Annotated in this window: 23 protein-coding genes; 19 read left to right on the forward strand and 4 right to left on the reverse strand. The window is 67.8% G+C overall.

The window, feature by feature from the left end; translation table 11 throughout:
* The 3 genes from AC5P65_RS05135 to tsaB form a co-directional block, all read left to right on the forward strand.
* A partial coding sequence (locus tag AC5P65_RS05135; RefSeq protein WP_134731750.1) for an IS3 family transposase occupies positions 1–101 on the forward strand: 101 nt, incomplete at its 5' end.
* Positions 102–351: 250 nt separating this feature from the next.
* Positions 352–2,400, forward strand: a complete 2,049-nt coding sequence (yoaA, locus tag AC5P65_RS05140; protein WP_019660101.1) for a DNA repair helicase YoaA — start codon at positions 352–354, stop codon at positions 2,398–2,400.
* Positions 2,401–2,409: 9 nt separating this feature from the next.
* The gene (gene tsaB / locus AC5P65_RS05145) at positions 2,410–3,123 is read left to right on the forward strand and encodes a tRNA (adenosine(37)-N6)-threonylcarbamoyltransferase complex dimerization subunit type 1 TsaB (RefSeq protein WP_180832144.1); all 714 of its coding nucleotides are present in this window, start codon (positions 2,410–2,412) and stop codon (positions 3,121–3,123) included.
* A gap of 491 nt (positions 3,124–3,614) precedes the next feature.
* Here the strand turns inward: tsaB and AC5P65_RS05150 are convergent, their stop codons facing one another.
* Positions 3,615–4,499: an energy transducer TonB family protein gene (locus AC5P65_RS05150; RefSeq protein WP_021203311.1), complete on the reverse strand. Its 885-nt coding sequence runs from the start codon at positions 4,497–4,499 to the stop codon at positions 3,615–3,617.
* Complete coding sequence (gene gshB, locus AC5P65_RS05155; protein ID WP_019660098.1) at positions 4,499–5,446, reverse strand: glutathione synthase; 948 nt, start codon at positions 5,444–5,446, stop codon at positions 4,499–4,501. Before gshB ends, AC5P65_RS05150 begins: the two co-directional genes overlap by 1 nt.
* 240 nt (positions 5,447–5,686) lie before the next feature.
* Here gshB and pilG point away from each other — a divergent pair, with 240 nt between their 5' ends.
* From pilG to AC5P65_RS05190, 7 genes are all read left to right on the forward strand, one after another.
* Positions 5,687–6,088 carry a twitching motility response regulator PilG gene (pilG, locus tag AC5P65_RS05160; RefSeq protein ID WP_005418455.1) on the forward strand — a complete coding sequence of 134 codons (402 nt, stop codon included), beginning with the start codon at positions 5,687–5,689 and terminating at the stop codon, positions 6,086–6,088.
* An 18-nt stretch (positions 6,089–6,106) separates the two neighbouring features.
* Positions 6,107–6,469, forward strand: coding sequence for a response regulator (locus AC5P65_RS05165; protein ID WP_005410717.1), 363 nt, complete (start codon positions 6,107–6,109; stop codon positions 6,467–6,469).
* Positions 6,469–6,999, forward strand: a complete 531-nt coding sequence (locus AC5P65_RS05170; RefSeq protein ID WP_019660097.1) for a chemotaxis protein CheW — start codon at positions 6,469–6,471, stop codon at positions 6,997–6,999. Before AC5P65_RS05165 ends, AC5P65_RS05170 begins: the two co-directional genes overlap by 1 nt.
* A gap of 41 nt (positions 7,000–7,040) precedes the next feature.
* Positions 7,041–9,077 (forward strand): methyl-accepting chemotaxis protein, encoded by a 2,037-nt coding sequence (locus AC5P65_RS05175; RefSeq protein WP_019660096.1) that lies wholly within the window; start codon positions 7,041–7,043, stop codon positions 9,075–9,077.
* Positions 9,078–9,177: 100 nt separating this feature from the next.
* Positions 9,178–15,822 carry an Hpt domain-containing protein gene (locus tag AC5P65_RS05180; protein ID WP_495215811.1) on the forward strand — a complete coding sequence of 2,215 codons (6,645 nt, stop codon included), beginning with the start codon at positions 9,178–9,180 and terminating at the stop codon, positions 15,820–15,822.
* Entirely contained in the window at positions 15,809–17,149 is a 1,341-nt protein-coding gene (locus tag AC5P65_RS05185; protein ID WP_495215812.1) for a chemotaxis protein CheB, read from the forward strand. Before AC5P65_RS05180 ends, AC5P65_RS05185 begins: the two co-directional genes overlap by 14 nt.
* The gene (locus AC5P65_RS05190) at positions 17,146–17,610 is read left to right on the forward strand and encodes a chemotaxis protein CheW (protein WP_227852386.1); all 465 of its coding nucleotides are present in this window, start codon (positions 17,146–17,148) and stop codon (positions 17,608–17,610) included. Before AC5P65_RS05185 ends, AC5P65_RS05190 begins: the two co-directional genes overlap by 4 nt.
* Before the next feature lie 153 nt (positions 17,611–17,763).
* Here the strand turns inward: AC5P65_RS05190 and AC5P65_RS05195 are convergent, their stop codons facing one another.
* The gene (locus AC5P65_RS05195; protein WP_207049964.1) at positions 17,764–18,501 is read right to left on the reverse strand and encodes a 16S rRNA (uracil(1498)-N(3))-methyltransferase; all 738 of its coding nucleotides are present in this window, start codon (positions 18,499–18,501) and stop codon (positions 17,764–17,766) included.
* Positions 18,492–19,883 carry an adenosylmethionine--8-amino-7-oxononanoate transaminase gene (gene bioA / locus AC5P65_RS05200; RefSeq protein ID WP_220078224.1) on the reverse strand — a complete coding sequence of 464 codons (1,392 nt, stop codon included), beginning with the start codon at positions 19,881–19,883 and terminating at the stop codon, positions 18,492–18,494. Before bioA ends, AC5P65_RS05195 begins: the two co-directional genes overlap by 10 nt.
* Positions 19,884–19,960: 77 nt before the next feature.
* Here bioA and nudE point away from each other — a divergent pair, with 77 nt between their 5' ends.
* From nudE to gcvH, 9 genes are all read left to right on the forward strand, one after another.
* On the forward strand, positions 19,961–20,524 hold the full coding sequence (gene nudE, locus AC5P65_RS05205; RefSeq protein ID WP_019660090.1) for an ADP compounds hydrolase NudE: 564 nt from the start codon (positions 19,961–19,963) through the stop codon (positions 20,522–20,524).
* Complete coding sequence (gene cysQ / locus AC5P65_RS05210) at positions 20,521–21,324, forward strand: 3'(2'),5'-bisphosphate nucleotidase CysQ (protein WP_021203306.1); 804 nt, start codon at positions 20,521–20,523, stop codon at positions 21,322–21,324. The genes nudE and cysQ overlap by 4 nt, the downstream gene beginning before the upstream one ends.
* Positions 21,325–21,337: 13 nt before the next feature.
* The gene (mazG, locus tag AC5P65_RS05215; RefSeq protein WP_111102081.1) at positions 21,338–22,177 is read left to right on the forward strand and encodes a nucleoside triphosphate pyrophosphohydrolase; all 840 of its coding nucleotides are present in this window, start codon (positions 21,338–21,340) and stop codon (positions 22,175–22,177) included.
* On the forward strand, positions 22,174–22,503 hold the full coding sequence (locus AC5P65_RS05220; RefSeq protein WP_010482716.1) for a YnfA family protein: 330 nt from the start codon (positions 22,174–22,176) through the stop codon (positions 22,501–22,503). Before mazG ends, AC5P65_RS05220 begins: the two co-directional genes overlap by 4 nt.
* 125 nt (positions 22,504–22,628) lie before the next feature.
* Positions 22,629–22,931 (forward strand): Mpo1-like protein, encoded by a 303-nt coding sequence (locus tag AC5P65_RS05225; RefSeq protein ID WP_019660087.1) that lies wholly within the window; start codon positions 22,629–22,631, stop codon positions 22,929–22,931.
* Positions 22,932–22,997: 66 nt separating this feature from the next.
* Complete coding sequence (locus AC5P65_RS05230) at positions 22,998–23,957, forward strand: SPFH domain-containing protein (RefSeq protein ID WP_019660086.1); 960 nt, start codon at positions 22,998–23,000, stop codon at positions 23,955–23,957.
* Position 23,958: 1 nt separating this feature from the next.
* On the forward strand, positions 23,959–24,402 hold the full coding sequence (locus tag AC5P65_RS05235) for an NfeD family protein (protein WP_019660085.1): 444 nt from the start codon (positions 23,959–23,961) through the stop codon (positions 24,400–24,402).
* 122 nt (positions 24,403–24,524) lie between these two features.
* Positions 24,525–25,637: a glycine cleavage system aminomethyltransferase GcvT gene (gene gcvT, locus AC5P65_RS05240; RefSeq protein ID WP_227852384.1), complete on the forward strand. Its 1,113-nt coding sequence runs from the start codon at positions 24,525–24,527 to the stop codon at positions 25,635–25,637.
* 94 nt (positions 25,638–25,731) lie between these two features.
* Entirely contained in the window at positions 25,732–26,127 is a 396-nt protein-coding gene (gene gcvH / locus AC5P65_RS05245) for a glycine cleavage system protein GcvH (protein WP_019660083.1), read from the forward strand.
* Positions 26,128–26,338: the final 211 nt, after the last annotated feature.

The following is a 26,338-nucleotide window of genomic DNA, read 5'->3' on the forward strand; positions in this document are numbered from 1 at the left end:
ACATCCAGTACTACAACCAGGAGCGCATCAAATTGAAATTGAAGGGCCTGAGCCCGGTACAGTACCGGGAGCAGGCCCAACAGGCCCAATCGGCCGCCTGACCCCTGTCCAAGTCTCGGGGGTCACTTCACCATGGGGGCTCGATGGCGCCTTGCTCGTGTGCGCAGGACAGCGCACACGAGCAAGCCGCGGCCAAGCCCCCAGTGACGGGTTCACGGCGTCCCCGCAAACCCGCAGTCCCCCGCCAACCCTCAGTACAACCCAAAGCCATGAACAACGCTGTTGACGTTGCTCTGGCTCTGGCTTGAAACGGGTGCCGGGCAGCGCCCGGCCGGGTATCCTTTCCCTCTGATGTCCGACCTTGTCCATGCCAGCCGCGAAGCCCTCAGCGACGGCGGAGCGCTCGCCTCGCATCTGGACGCCTTCGTCCCGCGCCCGGCCCAGCTGCGCCTGACCGAAGCCATCGCCGATGCGCTGCAGCAGCGTGACCTGCTGCTGGCCGAGGCCGGTACCGGCACCGGCAAGACGTTCGCCTACCTGGTGCCGGTGCTGCTGTCCGGGTTGCGCACCATCATCTCCACCGGCACCCGCGCGCTGCAGGACCAGCTCTACCACCGCGACCTGCCGCGTGTGCGCCAGGCACTCGGTGTCGGCCTGCGCAGTGCGCTGCTGAAGGGACGTTCGAATTACCTGTGCCGCTACCGCCTGCAGCAGGCGCGGGGCGAGCCGCGCTTCTCAAGCCCAGAACAGGCGGCGCAGTTCCAGCGCATCCTGGCCTGGTCCGGACGCTCGGAGTTCGGCGACATCGCCGAACTGGACGGTTTGGCCGATGATTCGCCGCTGCTGCCGATGGTCACCTCCACCGTCGACAACTGTCTGGGCACCGACTGCCCGTTCTGGGAAGACTGCTTCGTGGTGCGTGCGCGGCAACGTGCGCAGGCGGCAGACGTAGTGGTGGTCAACCATCACCTGCTGCTGGCCGACCTGGCCTTGAAGCAGGATGGCTTTGGTGAGCTGCTGCCGGGGGCGCAGGCCTTCGTCATCGACGAGGCGCATCAGTTGCCTGAACTGGCCGCGCAGTTCTTCGGCGAAGGCTTCGGCATGCGCCCGTGGCAGGAGCTGGGGCGCGACTGCCTGGCCGAAGCGCGCGGCGTCGGGGGGGCGCAGTCGGCGCTGCAGGAACCGGTCGACCACTTGCAGCAGGCGCTGCTGGCGTTGCGTTCGGCGATGGAGGGGCTGCCGCCGCGCGGCACGCAGTGGCGTGCGCTGACGATGCCGCAGGTGCGCGATGGCTTCGACACGGTGATGGCAGGGCTGGTGACGCTGGAGCAGGCCTTGCAGCCGCTGCGCGAAGCCGCGGCGGGCCTGGATGCCTGCCATGCGCGGGCGCGTGAGGCGGTTTCGCGGCTCGGTCGCTGGCTGGGCGATGACGAACCCGCCCTCGACTTCGATACTGATCCTGCGGACACCGGCAATGCCACCGATGTGCTCTGGTATGAGCTCACCCCGCGTGGTTTCCGCTGCCAGCGCACGCCGATGGACGTGTCCGGTCCATTGCGCGAGCACCGTGAGCGCAGTCGCGCGGCATGGATCTTCACCTCGGCGACGCTGACCGTGGGCGGTGGTTTCGATCACATCGCCACCCGCCTCGGGCTGGACGACCCGCAGACGCTGGTCCAGCCGAGTCCGTTCAATTGGCCCGAGCAGGCGCTGTGTTACCTGCCTGAAGGCCTGCCCGATCCGGCCGCACGTGGTTTCGGAACCGCGCTGATCCAGACCCTGCGGCCGGTGCTGCAGGCCTCGCAGGGCAGGGCGTTCCTGCTGTTCGCTTCGCATCGCGCCCTGCGTGAGGCCGCCGAGGCACTGCGCGATGGGCCATGGCCGTTGTTCGTGCAGGGTGAGGCGCCGCGTGCGACGCTGCTGCAGCGCTTCCGCGAATCGGGCAATGGGGTGCTGCTGGGCTCGGCCAGTTTCCGCGAGGGCGTGGACGTGGTCGGCGAAGCGTTGAGCGTGGTGATGATCGACAAGCTGCCGTTCGCGGCCCCGGACGACCCGGTCTACGAGGCACGCCTGGAGGCGATCCGCAGCCAGGGCGGCAATCCGTTCCGCGACGAACAGTTGCCGCAGGCGGTGATCGCCCTGAAGCAGGGCGTTGGCCGCCTGATCCGCAGCGAAAGCGACCGGGGCGTGCTGGTCCTGTGCGATCCGCGCCTGCTCAACCGTGGCTATGGCCGGGTCTTTCTTGAGTCGCTGCCGCCGTTCCGGCGCACCCGTAGCCTGGCCGATGTGCAGGCCTTCTTTACGCCACAATGGGCGCCCGTGGCCGATGATGCCGTTCCGACCGCCGCCGCCGCGGCGGGCCCGGAGCCGGCGCCCGGTGTCACGTTCCCCCTGTTCTGACCTGATCCGATGAAACTGCTCGCCTTTGAAACCGCCACCGAAGCCTGTTCCGTTGCCCTGCATGTCGATGGACAGGTACTGGAACGTTTCGAGATCGCCCCGCGCCGGCATGCCGAACTGAGCCTACTGTGGGCCGAGGCGCTGCTGGCCGAAGCCGGCATCAGCCGCCGCCAGCTGGACGGTATCGCGCTCAGCCGCGGTCCTGGTGCTTTCACCGGCGTGCGCCTGGCGATCGCCATCGCGCAGGGCATCGCACTGGCGCTGGATCGTCCGTTGCTGCCGGTCTCGACGCTGCAGGTGCTGGCGCTGCGGGCACCGGCGGAAGAAACGCAGATCCTGTCGGCGATCGACGCACGGATGGGAGAGTTGTACGTTGCGCGCTTCGAGCGTGTGGACGGCCTGCCGGTCGCGCGCGATGCCGAACGCGTGTGCGCACCCGCTGCGGTAGCGCTGCCGGAAGGGCTGTCGGCCTACGGTGTCGGTACCGGGTTCGCCGCAGCCGAGGGTGCGCTGGTCGCGCAGCTCGGCACAGGTTTGCGCGGATTCGACGCCACGGCATTGCCGCGTGCGTCGGACGTGCTCGCACTGGCGGTGCCGGCGTTCGCCCGCGGCGAAGCCATTGCACCGGAGAAGGTCGAGCCGGCCTACCTGCGCGACAACGTGGCACTGACCCTGGTCGAGCAGCAGGCCGCGCGCGAGGCGAAGGCGAAGGCCAACGGCTGAGCCCCTCGTGGCGGAGTTGGTCGCGTAGATCAAAAGCCGTGGTTTGGCCGGCGGGTGGGCTGCGCAGGGGCGCTGCAAGTACGTCCATGTAAGCTCGGTCGCCGCATCCATGCGGCTCACGCCCCTGCGCAGCCCACCCGCCCGGCCTCTGACAGTTTCCGTGCGCGTCCGCCACGGAAGATCAAAAAAAGAAAAGTCAAAATCAAAAGCGGGTCGCTTCGCTTGCATCCACGCGTGGCGTGGATGTGTATCGACCAAGGTCGACACCTACCAAAGCAATGGTGCGCCGCGATCTATCAGAGGCGGGGCGGTGTCGGGCGGCGGGGTATCTGCGGCATGGATGCCGCGGCTAAGCCTACACGGACGTACTTGTGGCGTCCCCGCCGCCCGACACCGCCTCGCCACGCTTCAGTACACCAACCGCCGCTGTTGCTGTTGCCGTTGCTCTAGCCTTTCAGCGGGTCCCGGGCCGCAGGCCCGGGCAACAAACCCTACCGGTCGTCGCGCAGTTCGCCGCCGGGCAGGAACACCCACGTGCGGGTGACCTGCAGGATGTCGATCTCATCCTCGGTCTTCGGCAACGGCGGGAACGGCTGCGCCAGCTTCACCACCCGCAGTGCCGCCTCATCCAGCAGTGGCGTTCCGCTCGACCGCAGGATCCGGCTGCTTTCCACGCTGCCATCGCGGCGCACGCCCACGCTGATCACCACCTGGCCGCCCAGCCGGCGCTGCCGGGCCTCGTCCGGGTAATTCAGGTTGCCCACGCGCTCGGCGCGGTCAACCCAGGCCCGCAGGTAATTGGCATAGGCATACTCGCGCGTGCTGGCCGACACGAACTTGCGGTTCGGGCGCTTGGCGTACTGCGCCGAGCGCAGATGCACTTCTGCGGCCAGTCGGGCCATTTCCACATCGCGCTGTTCGCGCGCACTCAGCGGGGCGTCCGGTTCGGGCTGATCCGGCGTGGGGCGGGACTGGGCCTGCGCGACCGCCTCTTCGCCATTGCGGCTGCTGACCACCCGTGCCTGTGGCGGCGGGACCGGCGCGGCCGATTGCTGCTGCTGTGGGACCGGGCTCAAACCGGGCTGCGCCTGCGGCACGATGCCGGCCTGGTTGTCGCGCGGACGCTGTGCGCGGTCGTGTTCGCCACCGCCATCCTGGTTGGCTGCGGCAAGAAAATCGGCCTGCTTCGGCGTCAGCGCGGTGCGGGTCTGGCTGAAGATCACTTCCAGCGTGGGCACCAGCGGTGCATCGCCTTTCACGGCGAAGCCCACGCCCAGGATCAGCAGCGCGTGAACCAGCACCGACAGCGCGATGGTCGCCCCCAGCCGTTGCGCTTCGCGTGGTGGCGGGGGCAGGACGGCAGGTGCGGTTGCCATCAGCGCAGGCCGGCCTCAAGCGCGTCGAACAGGGTGCCGGCGATGTTCAGGCCGAACTGTGCGTCCAGTTCGCGTACACAGGTCGGGCTGGTCACGTTGACCTCGGTCAGGTAATCGCCGATCACGTCCAGGCCGACGAAGCGCATGCCGCGGCGCTTCATCTCCGGGCCGACCTGGGCCGCGATCCAGCGGTCGCGCTCGCTCAGCGGACGGCCTTCGCCGCGGCCACCGGCAGCCAGGTTGCCCCGGAACTCGTCGCCCTGCGGGATGCGCGCCAGGCAGTAGTCGACCGGTTCGCCATCGACCAGCAGGATGCGCTTGTCGCCGGCCGTGATGTCGGGAATGAACTTCTGGGCCAGTGCCAGTTTGCGGCCGCCGTCGGTCAGGGTTTCCAGGATCACGTTCAGGTTCGGATCGCCCTGGCCGCTGCGGAAGATCGAGCGGCCGCCCATGCCGTCCAGCGGCTTCAGCACGGCCTGGCCATGCTCCAGCGCGAAGGCCTTCAAGGCCTTGGCGTCGCGGCTGACCAGGGTCGGCGGGCAGCACTGCGGGAACAGCAGCGCGGCCAGCTTCTCGTTGTAGTCGCGCAGCCCCTGCGGATTGTTGACCACGCAGGCACCGGCGGCCGCAGCCACGTCCAGCACCTGGGTGTCGTAGATGTACTCGGCGTCGACCGGCGGATCCTTGCGCATCAGCACGATCTGGCCGGGGCCGAATTCGGTACGGCTGAATGCGCCCAGCTCATACCAGCCAGCCGGGTCGTCGCGCACCTGCAGCGGCGCGGTCTGGGCCACTGCCACGCCACCCTCCAGGGCCAGGCCGCCCGGGCGCACATAGTGCAGGGCATGGCCGCGGCGCTGGGCTTCCAGCAGCATGGCGAAGGTGGTGTCCTTGGCGATCTTGATGTGGGCGATGGGGTCCATCACCACGATGACGTTCAACGGCATGGGCGCACCTGTCAGGCAAGGCGTTGATGGTAGCGGCAACGCCGGTCGCGCGCCTCCCTGCCATACTGCAACGCAGCGTCCGCCCGGCGCTCGCGCACTCATTGCGAAACCCGTCACGTTCAGGAGGCTGCCATGCCCCGCGCCATGGGGCGGCCTTGAAGCGGGCGCGGAAAGTGCGATATAGATACGCTTTCGTAGCGGCCCCCGCCAGAGATCGGGCCGTGCGCTTGGGGATAGGCAATGACTGAAAACACGACTGCGGGCGGGGAACTCGCAGGACTCCGGGTGATGGTCATCGATGATTCGAAGACCATCCGCAGGACTGCGGAAACACTGCTCAAGCGGGAAGGCTGCGAGGTGGTCACCGCCACCGACGGCTTTGAAGCGCTTGCGAAGATCGCAGACCAGCAACCGCAGATCATCTTCGTCGACATCATGATGCCGCGCCTGGACGGGTACCAGACCTGTGCGCTGATCAAGGGCAACCAGCTGTTCAAGGCGACCCCGGTCATCATGCTCTCTTCCAAGGATGGCCTGTTCGACAAGGCGCGGGGACGCATCGTCGGCTCGGAGCAATACCTGACCAAGCCATTCACGCGTGAAGAACTGCTGGGTGCCATCCGCACATACGTCAACGCCTGACCAGGGGGGAAAGGCACAATGGCTCGTATCGTTCTGATCGAGGATTCACCGACCGACCGCGCGGTGTTCACCCAGTGGCTGCGCCGTGCCGGCCACGAGGTGCTGGAAGCGGACAACGCCGAGGATGGACTGCAGCTGGTCCGCGACCAGGTGCCGCAACTGGTGCTGATGGACGTGGTCCTGCCCGGCATGAGCGGCTTCCAGGCCACCCGCGCGATGGCCCGTGACGCAGCGATCAAGCACATCCCGGTGATCATCGTCAGCACCAAGGCGATGGAAACCGACAAGGCCTGGGGCCTGCGCCAGGGCGCGGCCGATTACATCGTCAAGCCGCCGCGCGAGGATGAACTGATCGCGCGGATCAACGAACTGGTGGCCTGATGCGCTCGCCTTTCGACATCCTCGAAGCCTATGAACGCCGCAGCCTGGCCCACGCGGTGCAGCTGCCCGAACGGCAGTTCGCCCAGGACCTCTGGCGTGGCGTGGGCTACCGCGTCGGCCAGCGCCGGCTGGTGTCCGATTTCCGCGAAGTGGTGGAGATCGTGCCGATGCCGCCGGTGACCCCGGTGCCATGCGCGCAGCCCTGGCTGCTCGGCGTGGGCAATCTGCGCGGCAACCTGTTCCCGGTGGTCGACCTGAAGTACTTCCTGGAAGGCGTGCGTACCGTGCAGCAGGAAGGCCAGCGCGTGCTGATCATGCGCCAGGCCGGTGGCGACGTCGCACTGACCATCGATGAACTGTTCGGCCAGCGCAGCTTCGAACTGGACCAGCAGATCGAGGCCGGCATGCTGGCCGAAGGGCGCTACGGCCATTTCGTCGATCGCGCCTTCCATGCCGACGGCCACGACTGGGGCGTATTCTCGCTTTCGCTGCTGTCGCGCACCCCTGAATTCCGGCAAGCCGCGGCCTGAGGCCGGGCATCGCCCCCTGCATTGAAGATCGAGGTTGAACGATGAGTACTGCTTCGGACGCCACCAAGACCGGCAAGCTGCGGCTGGGCGGCAGCAACCTCTGGCTGTTCCTGCTGCTGGCATCGATGATCCTGTTCGGCGTCAACACCGGCGTCGCTACCTGGCAGGGCAGTCGCCTGGCCGATGCCGGTTCCAAGGCGGCCGACCTGCAGGTGCTGTCGCAGCAGCTGGCCAACCAGGGCCGTGACGCGGTGGGCGGCAACGCGCAGGCGTTCACTGCCTTCAAGGCCACCCGCAACGCGATCGAACAGAATGTGTCGACCCTGCAGGGCCGCTATGGCAAGGAGCCGGGCGTGTCCGGTGCGATCGCCACGCTGGGCGAGACCTGGGCGCCGCTGGGCAAGCAGGCCGGGCAGCTGGTGGCCAGTGAACCGGCGGTGCTGGCCCTGGCCGGCAACGCCAACAACTTCACCGGCGCCGTGCCGGGGCTGCAGGCCCAGCTGAACGAGCTGGTGCGTGCGATGTCCGCTGCCGGCGCGCCCTCGTCGCAGGTGTACAGCGCACTGCAGCAGGTCGTGGTGGCCGGCTCCATGGCCCGCCGCGTAACCGAAATGCGCGCCGGTGGCAGCGGCGCTGCTACGGCCGGCGATGCGCTGGCGCGTGACATCACCGTGTTCTCGCAGGTGCTCGACGGCCTGCGCAATGGCAACGAGGAACTGGGCATCACCGCCGTGCGCGGTGCCGCTGCCGTGGCCGCGCTGGAACAGTCGCAGCAGAAGTGGGAAGCGATGAAGCAGGACGCTGACGCGATCCTGGCCAGCTCGCGCCAGCTGTTCGCGGCGCAGTCCGCCGCCACCGCGCTGGGCCAGGGTTCGGCCCACATGCTGGATGACAGCCGCAAGCTGTTCGACGCGTTCTCCTCGTTCGGCTCGGTGTCTGACACCCGCCTGTTCCCGAACTTCTGGATCGGTGTGGTCTCCGGTGCGCTGTCGCTGATCGCGATCATCGGCTTCGTTTCCACCAACGTGCGCAGCCGCTCGCGCGAGCAGGAACTGCGCTACCAGACCCAGGTGGAGTTCAACAGCCGCAACCAGCAGGCGATCATGCGGCTGCTGGACGAAATCTCCTCGCTCGGCGAGGGCGACCTGACGGTGAAGGCCTCGGTGACCGAGGACATGACCGGTGCCATCGCCGACGCGATCAACTACGCCGTCGACGAGCTGCGCCACCTGGTGACCACCATCAATGACACCTCGGCCAAGGTCGCGCTGTCCACCCAGGAGACCCAGGCCACCGCCATGCAGCTGGCAGAGGCGGCCGGCCACCAGGCCAACCAGATCACCTCGGCGTCGGACCGCATCGGTGAAATCGCGGCAAGCATCGAACAGGTGTCGCGCAACTCGGCCGAGTCGGCCGACGTGGCACAGCGCTCGGTGGTGATTGCCGCCGAAGGTGCCGGCGTGGTGCGCGAGACCATCCAGGGCATGGACCAGATCCGTGACCAGATCCAGGAAACCTCCAAGCGCATCAAGCGCCTGGGTGAGTCGTCGCAGGAAATCGGCTCGATCGTGGAACTGATCAACGACATTTCCGAACAGACCAACATCCTGGCGTTGAACGCAGCGGTCCAGGCGGCCTCGGCCGGTGAAGCGGGCCGCGGTTTCGCGGTCGTGGCCGACGAAGTGCAGCGCCTGGCAGAACGCACCTCGGGTGCGACCCGACGCATCGAGAACCTGGTGCAGGCGATTCAGGCCGACACCAACGAAGCGGTCACCTCGATGGAACAGACCACCGCCGAAGTGGTGTCCGGTGCACGCCTGGCCGAGGATGCCGGCACCGCGCTGACCGAGATCGAGCGCGTGTCCAATGCACTGAACACCCTCATCAAGAACATCTCCATCGCCGCCCAGCAGCAGTCGGCTGCGGCCTCGGACATCACCCGCACCATGGGCGTGATCCGGCAGATCACCGGCCAGACCTCGCAGGGCGCCGGGCAGACCGCCGAATCGATCGGCCACCTCGCGCAGCTGGCGGCGGACCTGCGTCGTTCGGTCGCCGACTTCAAGCTGCCGGCGTGACGCGGGCAGGGCGGCGAGCAAGGAACCAGTCGATGAAGCATTTCCATTCCCCACGCCAGAACTCGCGCGGCCACCGCGCGGCGGCGAACGGAGCGCGTCCATGAGCAGTCTGCGCGATGCGATGAGCCACGCAGCGCTGGGCTGGGTCAAGCCCGAGCTGGACGAGACCCTGCGCCAGGTGCGCAACGAGGTCGAGTACTACGCCGAAGACCCGAGCGATGCCAGCCGCATGCGCATCTGCGCCGGCTACCTGCACCAGGTGCAGGGCACCCTGCGCATGGTCGAGCTGTATGCACCGGCGATGGTGGCCGAGGAACTGGAACAGCTGGCCAATGCCATCGGGGCCGACGGCGTGGCCGACCGTGATGAAGCCTGCGCGACCCTGATGCGTGGCAGCGTGCTGCTGCCCGATTATCTGGAGCGCCTGCAGAACGGGCATCGCGATATTCCGATCGTGCTGATGCCGCTGCTCAACGAGATCCGTGCCGCGCGTGGCGAAGAAGGCGTGCATGACAGCGTGCTGCTGGCATTCGCACCGGACAGCGTCACCGCCACCGAGGCCGAGCTGGACCATGCCCGCGGCAGCCTGAGCGGACGCAACCGCGAGTTGCTGGACACGGTCGGCAGTGCGGTGAAGGAAGAACTGCTGCGCATCAAGGATGCGCTGGACCTGCACCTGCGCACCGGCGGTGCTCCGGAACAGCTGCAGACCCAGGCCAACGAGCTCGGGGCGGTGGCCGATACGCTGGGCATGATGGGCCTGGGCGTGGCCCGCAGCGTGGTCGTGCAGCAGCGTGACGCACTGCGTGGGGTGGTGGAAGGGCGCCAGCAGATCGATGAGAACCTGCTGCTGGATATCGCAGGGGCACTGCTCTACGTGGACGCCTCGCTGGACGACCAGGTCGCCCATCTGGGCGCTGGCGGCAGTGGCGAGGACGATCCGAGCGCGGTTGAGAACCGCCGCACGGTGGAGGTGCTGGCGCATGAAGCCATCGCCAACTTCGCCGCCGCCCGCGAGCATTTCGTCGCGTTCATCGAAACCAGCTGGAACCATGCCGAGCTGCAGGATGTGCCGCGCCTGCTGGGTGATGTATCCGGTGCGCTGCGCATGCTCGATCTGGGCACCGCCGCAGACTACCTGCGTGGCGTACAGCAGTACATCGAGGCCGAGCTGATCGGTCGCCAGCGCGTGCCCAGTGGCCGCCAGCTGGACACCCTGGCCGATGCCATGGCCAGCCTGGAGTACTACCTGGAAGCCCTGCGCGACCGCCGTCCGGGCCGCGAGGACATCCTCGACATCACCCGCAGCAGCCTTGAAGCGCTGCGCTATTGGCCGTTGCCGGACCGCAACGCGGTGGAACCGGTTGCCGCCGCGCCTGTTGCGTTCGCATCGCTGCTGGTGGACCGGGAGCCGGTCGCGCTGCAGGCCGAGCCTTTGCAGCCGGAGCGCATCGAGATTCCGGTTCAGCCAGCCGCGCCCGCCGCCGGCACTGTGCCGGTGCCCTTGCCGGACTTCACCTTTGATCCACCACCGGCCACGCCTGCACCGGAGGTGCTGGACAACCGCCTGATGTTCGGTGCGCTGGGGAACCTTGCATCCACACCGCTGTCGCTGCATGACGACCGCGAGGCGGCGCTGGTCTTCGCCGCCTCCAGCGCACCTGCGCCCGAGGTGCCGCAGTGGGATCTCGCGCCGTTCCATCCGGACGCCGATCCGGCCGCGAGTGCCGAAGACGAACGCAGCCCGACCTTCGCCAGTTTCGATCCGGTCAGCTTCGAACGCGCCGAAACCGGAATGGAATCGGTGCCGCAATGGACGCTGTCGGAGGCGACACCACCGGTATCGGCTGATGTGGCAGTGGCGGATGTCGAGCACGACGTCGACGCGTCGGTACCCTTTGACACCACTGGCTTTGCAGCGCCGGTGTTCGACCCGGTGGCTGCCGAGCACGATGTGGTTGCTGCCCGTGACGACGTGGTGTTCCGTTTCGACGCCGATGCGCTGGATAACGCCGACGACGTGCTGTCGCTGGAGACCGTCGATGACGCCACGGCCCAGCCGTTGGACGAAAGCCCCGTGGGTGCCGAAGTCGACGCCGTTGCGGCGGATGTCCCGGAGCACGCGGCCGCGCCGATGGCCGAGGTGCTGACGCCGGCCTCCGATGCACCGGCACCGGCGGTGTCGGTGATTGATATCGACACCATCGCACCGATCGATTTCAGCGAAGCCGACGCACAGTTCTTTGCCGAGCTGAGCGCCGCGGCGGCCGACTTCAATCCGCAGGCCATGGCGGCTCCGCCCGCTGCGGACATCCCGGTCGTGGCTGGGACCGAGGCCGGCTTCGAGGCCGGCTTCGACGACGATGCCGAGAACATCGACGAGGACATCCGCGAGGTGTTCCTGGAAGAGTTCGACGACGAACTGGCCAACCTTGGCACGCTGCTGCCGGCATGGCGCACGCAGCTGGACAACATGGACCGGCTGCGGCCGATCCGCCGCATCTTCCACACCCTCAAGGGCAGTGGCCGACTGGTCGGCGCGCGCACCCTGGGGGAGTTCGCCTGGAAGATCGAGGGCATGCTCAACCGCGTGCTCGATGGCAGCCGGCCGGCCACGCCGGCCGTGCTGGCAATGGTCGACAATGCGCACGCCGCACTGCCGCAGTTGAATGCCGCGCTGCGCCATGGCCAGCGCATCAGCGTGGACCTGCAGGCAATGCAGGCCATCGCCGATCGGGTCGGCGCCGGCGAGGAGACCTTCTACGTGCCGTTGCCGGCTGCGGCCGCACCGACAGCGACACTGGCCGAGTCCGAAGGCGAAGACGAAATCAGCCGCCTGCTGGACGCCGAGGCCGCTGCGTCGGCGCAGGCCGATGCCTCGGCGGTGGCCGAAGACGCCGGGACCCCGGCCAACATCGACAGCGTGCTGCGCGAGATCCTCGAGGCCGAGGTCGAAGTCCACCAGGCGACCCTGCAGGAGTGGCTGCGCTCGGCACAGCAGGCACCGCAGCCGGTCAGCGACGCACTGCTGCGTGCGGTTCACACCATGAACGGCGCCTTCGCGATGACCGAAGTGCCGGAAATCACCGCCGTTACCGGCGGCGCCGAGTCCTACATCAAGCGGGCTCTGGCCGCCGATGTGGTACCTGGCGACGAGGGTGTCGCCGCGCTGGACGCAGCTGCGCAGGCGATCACCGCGACCATGGAGGCGCTGCAGGCCGAACACCCGCGCATTGCGCCGCAGGATGCGCTGGTGCAGCGGCTGCAGGCATTGGCTGGCGAGCTGCCGGAAGCGCGCTGGCCGCTGTTCGCGTCGGAAGACGAGGATGAAGAGGGCACCGAACCGGCGCCAGATGTCGAGCAGGCATCCGAAGCCGAAGCGCCGCTGGCCGGCCTGGACGCGCTGGGCGAAACCAGCATGCGCGTTGCTTCCGATGCGGCTCCCGATCTCATTGCCGAGCCGCTTGCCGAAGATGCGCTGGAACCGGTTCCATCTGCGCCCGACCTCAGGACGCCGGACGTCGCCGCCGACAGCGGCCTGGAAGTCGGCGAGTTGACCGCCAGCGACGATCTTTCGCGTTACTTCGATGCCGGCTGGCCGTCGGTGCAGGGAGAAGATGAACCCGCAGTGGCGTACACCGGCGCGATTGAATCGATCCAGCCGGTGGAGAGTGCGCCTGTTGTCGAAGGGGCCGACGCAGCTGCCGCGCCCACGATCGAGACCGTCGACGACGCTGATCTGACCATGGCCGACGATCTGTCGCCGTACCTCGACGCCAGTGCGCTGCCGGTCGACGACCGCGACGCGGAAGAGCTGCCGGTGTCTGCGGAAGTTGACGCGATCGACCTGAATACGTCCTTGTCCTTTGATTCGGGCAGCGGCGATGACAGCGTCATTGACGACGCTGCTGCATTGCCACTCGACAGCGAGCTGTCGAGCCTGCAGGATGAAATGGCTGTGCCGGGTTTCGCAGAACCGGTCACGCTGGCAGCCGCGCTCGAGGCCGGCCTGCACGTGATCGAGCAAGAGCGGACCCTGGACGACGACGGGCAATGGCCCGTGATCGGCCTCCAGGCCAGCGAACTCGCGCCGGGCGAGGCAGATGCCTTTGCCGAGGATGCGGACGTCGGCGGGGAGGCGGCGGTCGGTGAAGGAGAGAGCGCCGATCAGCCGTCCCCGGCGACGGTGATTGAGGCGTTCAGCGCAGAGGCACGCGTTGGCAGTGGTGCTCCGGTGCGGTTCTTCGAAATGGAAGAGGCGCCGGGCCAGGGCACGATCAACACCGGTGCCGGCGCGGAGATCGCAGCGGCCGACATCGAGCCCCCTGCGCCGGATGTTGAGCAGGCGCCTGTTGCGGCGGATGCCGAAGACGGTGCCGATGCCGATGCGCTTGACTTCAGCGTGTACGACCGCGAGCTGGTCGACATCTTTGTCGAGGAAGGCAGGGACCTGCTCGACCACTGTGATGGCCTGATCAGCGAGCTGCGTGATGCACCGCAGGATCGCGAGGTGCTGGCCGGCCTGCAGCGTGACCTGCACACCCTCAAAGGGGGCGCTCGCATGGCCGGTATCAATGCCATCGGCGACCTCGGCCACAGCATCGAATCGCTGCTGGAAGCGGTGGCCGCTGGCCGTACCGAAATCGAGCGCCGCGACGTGCAGCTGCTGGAACGCGGCTTTGACCGCCTGCACCAGCTGCTCACCCGTACCGGCACCCACCGCGTGGTGGAGCCGGCGCTGGATCTGGTGGAGGCCTTCGAGGTTCGCACCACCACCGATATTGCTGCAGCCGCCACGGCCGCGCGTGCAGCCAGCGAGGCCGAGACCGTGCCGGCGCAGGCTGCGGCCACGCTGACGCCGATTGTCGACGCGCCGCTGTCGGCACCGCTGCCGGCCGAGGGTACGGTCGATGAAGACCCCCTGGCACGTCCGCAGCAGGAACAGGTGCGCGTGCGCGCCGACCTGCTCGACCGCCTAGTCAACCATGCCGGTGAAGTGGCGATCTACCGCTCGCGCCTGGAACAGCAGCTCGGCGCCTTCCGCGGCGCGATGGGCGAACTGGAGCGCACCAATGCGCGACTGCGCGACCAGCTGCGCCGCCTCGACCTGGAAACCGAGGCGCAGATCGTCGCCCGCTACCAGCGCGAGCAGGACCAGGCCGACCAGAAGTTCGACCCGCTGGAACTGGATCGGTTCTCCACCCTGCAGCAGCTCAGCCGCGCGCTGAACGAATCGGCGGCCGACCTGGGTGGCCTGCAGGGCGTGCTGGACGATCTGTCGCGCCAGTACGATTCGCTGCTGCAGCAGCAGTCGCGTGTCAGTTCGGAGCTGCAGGACGGCCTGATGCGCGCGCGCATGGTGCCGTTCGATGGCCTGGTGCCGCGCCTGCGCCGCGTGGTCCGCCAGGCCGGCATGGATACCGGCAAGCAGGTCCACCTGACTCTGGAAGGCACCCACGGCGAACTGGACCGCAACGTTCTCGACCGCATGGTCGCGCCGCTGGAACACATGCTGCGCAACTCGGTGGCCCATGGCCTGGAAGCGCCGGAACAGCGCCGCGCCGCCGGCAAGCCGGAGGAGGGCGAGATCGCCATCCGCCTGCACCGCGAAGGCTCGGAAATCGTCCTGGAAGTGGCCGATGACGGCGCTGGCCTGGACCGCGAAGCGATCCGCCGCCGCGCAATCGACCGCGGCCTGCTGGCCGCCGATGCGCAGCCGAACGAGCAGGAACTGGACAACCTCATCTTCGCGTCAGGCTTCACCACCGCCGACCAGGTCAGCCAGCTGGCCGGCCGTGGCGTGGGCATGGACGTGGTGCGCAACGAAGTGCGCCAGCTGGGTGGCTCGGTCGATATCCAGTCAGTGCGTGGGCAGGGCGTGCGCTTCACCCTGCGCCTGCCGCAGACGCTGGCGGTCACCCAGGCGGTGTTCGTGCAGATCGGCGAAACCACCTTCGCAGTGCCGGTGGCCTCGGTCAGTGGTATCGGCCGCCTGTCGCGCGAGCGCTTCGAGGCTGCCGACAGCAGCTACCGCTACAGCGGCGAAGACTATCCGCTGTACGACCTTGGCAGCTTGGTCGGCCAGGCCCCGGCGCGTGCCGACGGCCAGGAGCAGGTGCCACTGCTGTTGGTCCGTGCCGGTGATCTGCGCGCCGCCGTCGCGATCGACCAGGTGCTGGGCAACCGCGAAATCGTGGTCAAGCCGGTCGGCCTGCAGATCGCGTCGGTGCCGGGGATCTACGGCGCCACCATCACCGGCGACGGCCGCGTGGTGGTGATCCTGGACGTGGCGCCGCTGGTGCGCCGTTTCCTGGCCAACCCGACGCTGCCGGTACTGGCCAATGCGCCGCGCCGGGAGCGCCAGGTGCCGCTGGTGATGGTGGTCGACGACTCGCTGACCATGCGCAAGGTCACCGGCCGCATCCTCGAACGCCACAACTTCGAGGTCAGCGTTGCGCGCGACGGCGTGGAAGCACTGGAGCGACTGGAAGAGCGGGTACCGGACCTGATGCTGCTGGACATCGAGATGCCGCGCATGGATGGCTACGAGCTGGCCACCGCGATGCGTGCCGACCCGCGCTACAGGGACGTGCCGATCGTGATGATCACTTCGCGCAGCGGTGACAAGCACCGCCAGCGCGCCTTCGAGATCGGTGTCCAGCGTTATCTGGGCAAGCCGTACCAGGAACTGGACCTGATGCGTAACGTGTACGACCTGTTGGGGATCGCCCGTGTCCGTGAGTGAAACCCAGGCGGCTCCGGCCGTTGCCCTGCTGGCCCGTCCCGGCGCGGCGCGCGAGCGCCTGCGCGAGGCACTGTCGCATGCGGATGTGCAGCTGGTGCTGGAAGACGACCCGAACAGCCTTGAGCCGCAGCTGCTGCACGACGCCCGACCTCAGGTCGTGGTGATTGCGCTGGAGACCGCCATTGAGGACGCATTGGAGCGCCTGGAAACGGTGTTGTCCGCACCGGGCCTGACCCTGGTCTTCGACGAGGCCGAACTGGCCGCACGTCGTGATGGCTGGGAGGCCCAGCGCTGGGGCCGTCATCTGGCCGCGAAGCTGCATGGCCATCAGCAGGTGTTGCCGCCGGGGGCCGAAGAAGAACCCAGCCTGCAACTGGCGCCGGGCCATCCGGCACCGCCACCGGCACCGCAGGAAGAAGCGCTGCAGGCGCACTTGGACCAGGCATCGAGCTGGGCCGACGAGGTCCCAGCTGACAGCCTGTACTCGCCGCCTGCGCAGCTGCACGAACCGATTGCGCTGGAACAGGCGCTGGCGGCGCTGCAGCCGGTCGTGCCTGAGCCGCTGGAGGCCCCCGAACCGCCATCGCTGGCGGAGATCGCGCCCGCAGCGCCGCCCATTCCGCCGATCTCCTTCGACCACACCGCATGGTCGCTGGTCGATGACGTGGCCGACGTTCAGGCAGCCGCTTCGCAACACGCCGCGCCGGAGGCACCGCTGCCTTCCTTCGATACCGGCCATCTGAGCCTGGTCGATCTGGATGCTGGTGCGCCCGTGGGCGCACGCGCCGGATCGTTGCTGGTGCTGGCCGGCATCGGCGGCCCGGATGCACTGCGTCGCCTGCTGGGCGCGCTGCCTGCATCGCTGAGCGTCCCGGTACTGGTGCATATGCGCTTGGACGGTGGCCGCTACGGAAACCTGGTCAAGCAGATGGCGCGCGTGTCGCCGCTGCCGGTGCAGCTGGCCGAAGTCGGCCAGCGTGCAACACCCGGTGAAGTGCACGTGCTGGCCGATGACATCGGCGTGCAGGCAGCCAGCGACGGCCTGCATTTCGTCAGCGACGCGCAAGGGATCTCGATTGCCGCGCTGCCGGCTGAGCACACCGCGCTGGTCCTGCTCAGCGGCGCCGACCTTGCGCTTGTGGGGCCGGCACTGGATCTGGCCGCCGCCGGTGCGTGGGTGGCCGGGCAGGTCGGCGAGGGCTGCTATGACCCTGCCGCGGCCACGGCGGTGGTCGCCGCTGGCATGGTGGCCGGTGAACCACAGGAACTGGCGCAGGCCATCGCCTCGCGCTGGGGCGTGGAAGACGATAACGGAGACGCACCATGAGCTATGCCAGCAATGACGAAATCCGAGGCGTCCTGATCCAGGCCGGCAACGAACGCGTGCTGCTGCCCAATGCCACCGTGGCCGAAATGATGTCGCGGGTGCCGGTGCAGCCGGTTTCCGATACCCCGCGCTGGCTGGTCGGCGAAATCGGCTGGCACGGCTGGCAGGTGCCGCTGGTGTCGTTCGCGCGCCTTTCCGGCCTGGGCGAGGAAGCCGTGGGCGGCCACAACAAGGTGGTGGTGCTGAAGGCCCTCAGCGGCAACGCGCAGCGCCCGTACTACGCGCTGCTGACGCAGAATTTCCCGCAGCTGATCTCGGTGCCGCGCGATGGCCTGCTGGCCGATGCTTCCGAGGAAACCCTGCCGCAGATCGTGCACATGCGCGTGCTGCTGGGTGAGCAGAGCGCGCTGCTGCCGAACCTGGACGCACTGGAAGCCGCCCTGGATTCGCTGGCGGCTTGATCCACCAGGCTGGTAGTGCCGGCTGCCGACCGGCACCGAGCCGAGCATGGCTCGGCTCTACAAGGAAACTGCAATCTGGCGCGGGCCTGTAGAGCCGAGCCTACGCTCGGCTGCCGCCCTGGACGCGCTGGCCGGCACTACAACGAATCAGCCTCACCCCAGATCGCCCAGCCGCGCCTGCAATGCGGCAATCGCGGCCAGCCCGGCGGTCTCGGTACGCAGGATGCGTGGCCCCAGCTGCAGGCCCTGGAAGCCTGCAGCTGCCAACTGATCCCGGTCGCGCGGCGACCAGCCGCCTTCCGGACCGATCGCGATCACGATGCCGCCCGCCGGCGCCGCGTCCAGCGTCGACAGGCGATGGGCACCCAGCGGGTCCAGGGTCAGCCGCAGCGTATCGGGCGGCAGTGCCGCCGCCGCCTGTGCCAGCGACAGCGGCGGGCCCACCTGCGGAATGCGCGCGCGCCCGGACTGGCCGCAGGCCGAGGTCACCACATTGTTCCAGTGCGACACGCGCTTCTCCGCCCGAGCCGCATCCAGCTTCACCTCGGTACGCTCGGCATTCACCGGAATGATCGCCGCCACGCCCAGTTCGGTGGCCTTCTGCAGGATCAGGTCCATCTTTTCGCCTCGGGCAAGGCCCTGCAGCAGGGTGATCGCCAGCGGCGATTCGTTGTCCACCGCCTGCACCGCATCGATGCGCACCTGCACCTCGCGCTTGCCGGCGGCAGTCAGCGTGGCGCTGTAGTCGTGGCCATCGCCGTTGAACAGCACGCAGGTATCACCCTCGCGCAGGCGCATCACCCGCACCAGATGGTTGGCCGTCTCTTCCGGCAGGGTCACGGTCTGGCCGCTGTGCAGCGCCAGGTCGATGGGGCAGCGGGTCACGCGCATGCAATCGCCTCGTCAATCGCCGCCAGCGTGGTATGTGCCAGCAGCTCCAGTTGTTCGTCGTCCACGCAGTAGGGTGGCATCCAGTACAGCACGTCGCCCAGCGGACGCAGCACCACGCCACGTTTCAGCGCGGCCTTGTAGGCATGCAGGCCCAGCCGCATGGCCGGGTCGAAGGGCGTGCGCTTGTTGCCGTCGCGCGACAGCTCGAAGGCAACTACCATGCCGGCTTGGCGCACGTCGGCCACGTGCGGATGGTCGCTGAACGGTGCGGCCAGCGTGCCCATCACCGAGGCGATGCCACGGTTGCGGGCGATCACATCGTCGTCGCGGAAGATGTCCAGCGTGGCCAATGCCGCCGCGCAGGCCAGCGGGTTGCCGGTATAGCTGTGCGAATGCAGGAAGGCGCGCTCGCGTGAGTCGTCGAGGAACGCGTCGTACAGCGCCTGCGTGGCCAGCACGGTGGCCAGCGGCAGGAAGCCGCCGGTCAGGCCCTTGGACAGGCACATCAGGTCCGGCATCACCCCGGCCTGCTCGCAGGCGAACAGGGTGCCGGTGCGGCCGAAGCCGGTGGCGATCTCGTCGGCGATCATGAACGCGCCATGGGCGTCGCATAGTTCGCGCACGCGCTGCAGGTAGACCGGGTCATGCATGCGCATGCCGCCGGCGCACTGCAGGCGCGGTTCCAGGATCACCGCACAGATCTCGCCCGGGTGCTGGTCGAACAGCGTGGCAAGGCCATCGGCGGCCTGCAGTGCACGCTCAGCCGGGCTCTGACCGGGCTCAGCCAGGAAAGCATCGGGCGAGGGCGCGAACAGCGCTTCGGCCAGCAGCGGCGCATAGACGCGGCGATACAGCGGAATGTCTCCCAGCGCCAGCGCGCCGAGGGTCTCGCCGTGGTAGCCGTTCTCCAATGCGATGAAACGCGTGCGCTGCGGTTCCCCTCGGTTCTGGAAATACTGGAAGGCCATCTTCAGCGCCACTTCCACGCCGGCGGACCCGTTGTCGGCGTAGAACACCTTGGCCAGTGGTTCGCGGCCAGGCTGGCGTGGGGCCAGTGCGAGCAGGCGTTCGGCCAGGCTGATGGCTGGCTCATGGCCGAAGCCGGCAAGCATCACCTGTTCCAGTTGCCTGGCCTGGGCGGCAATGGCACCACCGATGCGCGGTTCGGCATGGCCGAACAGGTTGGTCCACCAACTGCTGACGGCGTCCAGGTAGCGATTGCCGTCGTGGTCGATCAACCATGCGCCTTCACCACGGGCGATCGGCACCAGCGGCAGGGTATGCGGGTGCTCGCGCATCTGCGTGCACGGGTGCCAGAGCACCTGCAGATCGCGTTGCCGCCAGTGCTGGGCCAGCGGGGAGGGGGTTGGGTCTGCTAGCATTTCGGGCTCATGAACATGTTGCTGCCTGCACATTCTATCGGCACCGGCGCAGGCGCCGGCCGCCGCGGAGATTCCACATGAACGATGACCGTGCCGGGCGTCGCTTGCCGATCATCCATCGGATCACCGATGAGGAGAACGGCCCTTTCCAGCGGCAGCATCTGGACCTGGAGTTCTCCAACGGCGAACGCCGCCGGTTCGAACGTCTGGTCAGCCGAGGTCATGGCGCAGTGGTGGTGGTGCCGATGCTCGACGACGAGACCGTACTGCTGGTACGTGAATACGCTGCCGGCATGCACCGCTATGAACTGGGGTTGGTCAAGGGGCGGATCGATGCCGGCGAGACCCCCGAGCAGGCCGCCGACCGCGAGCTGAAGGAAGAGGCCGGTTTCGGCGCGCGCCGGGTCGATGTGCTGCGCGCGATGACCCTGGCCCCGACCTACATGAGCCACCAGTCGTGGCTGGTGGTGGCACGCGACCTGTACCCGGAAAAGCTGGCCGGCGACGAGCCGGAAGAACTGGAAGTCATCCCGTGGAAGCTGGCCGAGCTGGACCAGCTGATGCTGCGCGAGGACTTTTCCGAGGGGCGCTCGCTGGCGGCACTGTTCATCGCCCGCCAGTGGCTGCAGGGACTGCGATGATCAAGCTGACCACGGACCTGCGCGAGACCGCCATCGCCATCGCCCAGGACGCCGGACGGGCCATCATGCAGGTCTATGCCGATGGCTTCGATGTACAGATCAAGGACGACAGCAGCCCTGTCACCAGTGCCGACCTGGCGGCCAACCAGGTCATTGAACAGGGCCTGCAGCAGCTGACCCCGGACCTGCCAATCCTGTCCGAAGAATCGGCACAGGTGGCCTGGGAGCAGCGCCGCCACTGGGGCGCGTACTGGCTGGTCGATCCGCTCGACGGCACCCGTGAATTCGTCAAGCGCAACGGCGAGTTCAGTGTCAACATCGCGCTGATCTACCAGGGCGCACCGGCCTTCGGCGTGGTGCTGGCCCCAGTGACCGGCATCGTCTGGCATGCCATGCGCGGCGAGCTGGCCTATCGCCGGCAGGGCCTGCACGACACCGTGCTGCGCACCCGCACGCCGGCCACCGCACCGCTGCGGGTTGCTGCCAGCCGCTCGCACCGCTCACCGGAAACCGAGGCCCTGCTGGCAAGGATGGGCCGCATCGAGACCATCGCGCAGGGCTCGTCGCTGAAGTTCTGCCGGATCGCCGAAGGTGGCCTGGATGTCTATCCGCGGCTGGGCCCGACCTCCGAATGGGATACCGCCGCTGGCCAGTGCGTGCTGCACGCCGCCGGCGGCGCGGTGCTGTCGGCCGCGACCGGCAAGCCGTTCCGTTACAACCGCCGCGAAACCCTGTTGAACGGCGATTTCATTGCCCTTGGTGACACCAGCCTGCCATGGCGCGACTGGTTGTCCGACTGACCCTGGAGGCCGCATGAGCGCGCACGACACTCCCACCACCGGCAGCGCCGCCACCCATGAGCTGGAGCGCCTGCTGGCGATCATGGCGCGCCTGCGCGACCCGCAGGGCGGCTGCCCTTGGGACCTGGAGCAGAACTTCGCAACCATCGCGCCATATACCATCGAGGAAGCCTACGAAGTGGCCGATGCGATCGATCGCGGCGATCTCGATGATCTTTGCGATGAACTGGGCGATCTGCTGCTGCAGGTGGTGTTCCATGCGCGCATGGCCGAAGAGCAGGGCAGCTTCGCCTTCGCAGACGTGGCCCGCGCGATCAGCGACAAGATGCAGCGCCGCCACCCGCACGTGTTCGCCGAGGTGAGCGTCGACGATGCCCACGGCGTGACGCGCAACTGGGAGGCGATCAAGCGTGCCGAGCGTGCGGCCAAGGGCGAGCAGGACACCTCCGCACTGGCCGGCATCTCGCGCGGCTTGCCGGAGTGGCAACGTGCGGTGAAGCTGCAGTCGCGCGCGGCCAAGGTCGGTTTCGACTGGCCAGGTCCGCTGCCGGTGCTGGACAAGGCGGCCGAGGAACTGCAGGAGCTGCGCGAGGAGTTCGAGCGCGGCGATATCGCCGGCAACAAGGCGCGCCTGCAGGAAGAGCTGGGTGACCTGCTGTTCGTCTGCGCCAACCTGGCCCGCCATGCCGACATCGACCTGGGTGCGGCGCTGCGCGGGGCCAACCACAAGTTCGAACGTCGCTTCCGTGCGATGGAAGCGCAGGCCGACGCGCAGGGGGAAGCGCTGGCCGCGATGGACCTGGAGGCGCAGGAAGCGCTGTGGCAGCAAGCCAAGGCAGCGGAGAAAGCGTGAAGACACTCGGCCTGTTCCTGCTGACCGCGCTGGCCGAGATCGTCGGCTGCTATCTGCCGTGGCTGTGGCTGCGCAAGGGCGGCAGCATCTGGCTGCTGCTGCCGGCGGCCGCCAGCCTGGCGCTGTTCGCCTGGCTGCTGACCCTGCACCCGACCGCCAGTGGGCGGGTCTATGCCGCCTACGGTGGGGTCTACATCGGCACGGCGCTGTTCTGGTTGTGGCTGGTCGACGGCATCCGTCCCAGCCGGTGGGACCTGTTCGGTGCCGCCCTGTGCCTGGCCGGCATGGCAGTGATCATGTTCGGTCCGCGCACCTCATCGGTGTAGGGCCGAGCCATGCTCGGCCGCTCTTCCTTCCCACTGCGCCGGCGCGCGCAAGCCGAGCATGGCTCGATGCTGCAAGGGCAGCGATGGTGCATGATGGTGGCGGCCCTGGTTCCCGGAGCACGCGCATGTCCCGCTTCGCCAGCTTCCGCGAGTTCTATCCGTTCTATCTCAGCGAGCACCGCCACCCGGTTTCGCGGCGGCTGCACTTCATCGGCAGCTGCGGCGTGCTGGTGCTGGTCATGGCAGCGGGCCTGCGCGGGCAGCCGATGCTGTTGCTCGCTGCGCTGGCCTGCGGCTATGGATTCGCCTGGGTCGGCCATTTCTTCTTCGAGAAGAACCGGCCGGCCACCTTCCAGCATCCGCTGTACTCGTTCATGGGCGACTGGGTGATGTTCGCCGACATCCTGCGCGGGCGCGTGCCCTGGTAGTTCCGCTGTGAATGTGGCCTTCACGCGCTATGCTGGGGCCTGGACGTCACAGATAAGGAAAGCGAGATGTTCCCGACCATGTTCTTTACCGTGGTACTGGCCTTCGTGGCCGTGGTCATCCTGTTCAAGGCGGTACGGATGGTGCCCCAGGGCTTCGAATGGACCGTCGAGCGCTTCGGGCGCTACACGCACACCATGACGCCGGGCCTGCATTTCCTGATCCCGATCGTGTACGGGGTGGGGCGCAAGGTGAACATGATGGAGCAGGTGCTGGATGTGCCCAGCCAGGAGGTGATCACCAAGGACAACGCCGCCGTGCGCGTGGACGGCGTGGTGTTCTTCCAGGTCCTGGACGCTGCCAAGGCCGCTTATGAGGTCGCGAATCTGGAAGTGGCAATGATCGCCCTGGTGCAGACCAACATCCGTACCGTGATCGGCTCGATGGACCTGGATGAATCGCTCAGCCAGCGCGAGGTGATCAATGCCCAGCTGCTGAGCGTGGTCGACCATGCCACCAATCCCTGGGGCGTGAAGGTCAACCGCATCGAGATCCGCGACATCCAGCCGCCGCGCGACCTGCTGGATGCGATGGCGCGGCAGATGAAGGCTGAGCGCGAGAAGCGCGCGCAGATCCTCGAGGCAGAGGGTTCGCGCCAGTCGGAGATCCTGCGCGCCGATGGCGAAAAGCAGGCTACCGTGCTGGAGGCTGAGGGCCGTCGCGAAGCCGCGTTCCGCGATGCGGAGGCCCGCGAGCGCCTGGCCGAGGCCGAAGCCAAGGCGACCCAGATGGTGTCGGCGGCGATTGCCGAAGGTGACGTGCAGGCGATCAACTACTTCGTCGCCCAGAAGTACGTCGAGGCGTTCAAGGAACTGGCCAGCTCGCCGAACCAGAAGCTGGTGCTGATGCCGATGGAGGCCAGCGGCGTGATCGGTTCGATCGCTGGCGTGGCCGAACTGGCCAAGCAGGCACTGGGCGACCAGACCACCAAGGCCGCAGGCAAGCGGCCACCGCCGATCGGAGGCTGACATGCGCTGGGAAGTCGTCGGTTGGGGCGCGTTGGCGCTGCTGCTGTTCGCGGCAGAGGCGTTGGCACCCGGGGCGTTCATGCTGTGGATCGGCATTGGCGCAGCGGCCGTGTTCGTCCTGGTTGCGGTGTTCAGCGGCATTCCGTTGCTGTGGCAGGTCGTTGCCTTCGTCGTGCTGAGCGTGGTCTCGATCCAGTGCTACCGGCGCTGGGGCAGGAAAAGGGCGCGGCCCAGCGATGCGCCGTTGCTCAACCGCCGTGCCGAGCAGCTGGTCGGTCGGGTGGTGCCCTTGCAGCAGGGCATCGTCAGCGGGCAGGGCCGGGTCAGCATCGATGACGCGTCCTGGCCGGTGAGCGGCCCGGAGCTGCCGGCGGGTACGTGGGTACGGGTGCTGGCGGTACAGGGCAGCACGCTGCAGGTTGAGGCTGCGGGCCGCTCCTTGTAGAGCCGGGCCTCTTCGTGCGGGCGTCGCGTGGGCTCGGCTCCGGCGCTGCGCTGCGGCGCGACCTGTGGGTGACCGATCTGGGATAATGGGGGTTCTTGTTTCCTCTGCTGCCGGACCCGGTCATGACCCAGAAGACGCTGCTCAACGATACCCACCGCGCCCTTGGCGCCAAGATGGTCGATTTCGGGGGTTGGGACATGCCCATCCACTACGGCTCGCAGCTCGACGAGCACCACCTGGTGCGCCGTGAGTCCGGTGTGTTCGACGTCAGCCACATGACCGTGGTCGATCTGCGCGGTGAGCAGGTCAAGCCGTTCCTGCGCCGCCTGCTGGCCAACTCGATCGACAAGCTGAAGGTCACCGGCAAGGCACTGTACTCGTGCATGCTGAATCCCCGTGGCGGCGTCATCGACGACCTGATCGTCTACTACCTGGGCGACGACTTCTTCCGCATGGTGGTCAATGCCTCGACCCGCGAAAAGGATCTGGCCTGGCTGCGTGAGCAGGCCGCACCGTTCGGCGTGTCCGTCGAGCAGCGTCCGGACCTGGCCATCCTGGCCGTGCAGGGGCCGCAGGCGCGCGACATCGTCATCAGCCTGGCCCGCGAAGCCGACCGCGCCGCGCTGACCAAGCTGGGCCGCTTCGCCGCCCTGCAGGTGCAGTCCGACGATGGCGTCGAGCTGTTTGTCGCCCGCACCGGCTACACCGGCGAAGACGGCTTCGAAATCCTGCTGCCGCAGGATGCCGTGGTCGCGTTCTGGAACCGCCTGCTGGCGGCAGGCGTGAAGCCGGCAGGCCTCGGCGCGCGCGACACGCTGCGCCTGGAAGCCGGCATGAACCTGTACGGCCAGGACATGGACGAAGAGATCAGCCCATATGAGGCAGCATTGGCCTGGACCGTGTCGCTGGACGAAGGCCGCGACTTCATCGGCCGCGGCGCGCTGGAAGCGCAGAAGGCTGCCGGCACCGCGCGCCAGATGATCGGCCTGGTGATGGACGAAAAGGGCGTGCTGCGCCACGGCCAGGCAGTGACGACGGCCGGCGGCGAGGGCGAGATCCTGTCCGGCACCTTCTCGCCGACGCTGGCCAAGGGCATCGCCTTCGCCCGCGTGCCGGCCGGTGAACTCGGCCAGGTCACCGTCGACATCCGCGGCCGGCAGGTGCCGGTACGCGTGGTCAAGTTCCCGTTCGTGCGCGAAGGCCAGGCCCAGCCCGGCGTGCTCGCCGACGCCTGATCCGAACGTGCCGGTCGTCACTGACAGCAGTGACGGCCGGTTGGTTACACTAGCCCCGTTTTTTCCACCCCCTGCATATCTCTGGAGCAGTCCCATGAGCGAGATCCCCGGCGACCTCAAGTTCCTCAAGTCCCATGAGTGGGCCCGTGTCGAAGGCAATGGCCGCGTCACCGTCGGTATTTCCGACCACGCCCAGGGCCTGCTGGGTGACCTGGTCTACGTCGAACTGCCCGAAGTCGGCGCCGAGGCCAAGGCCGGCGAACAGATCGCCGTTGTCGAGTCGGTGAAGGCCGCCTCGGACGTCTACAGCCCGATCAGCGGCAAGGTCGTCGAGGTCAACTCAGCCCTGTCCGACAAGCCGGAAACCATCAACGAAGATGCCTACGGCGAAGGCTGGATGTTCGTGGTCGAACTGGCCAACGCCGAAGAGGTCAACGATCTGCTGGATCCGGACGCGTACGCCGAAGTCCTGGAGAGCGACGACCACTGAGTCGCGCTTGCGGATTCTGAAACGGCCACCTTCGGGTGGCCGTTTTCGTTTTGGCGAGTGCGTCGGACTCATGACGGCCGGTTCGCTTGGCACCCTCGGCGTGGCATCAGCGGACTGACAATCGGTGCCGATCGGCGTGCGCAGTTTTGCGCAAATCCGCGTTTCCGCCCCGCGCCGACGTACTCGGATGTGAAAACTTTTTGCCCCCCGT

The organism is Stenotrophomonas sp. YJH_SMC_48-3, assembly GCF_059369375.1.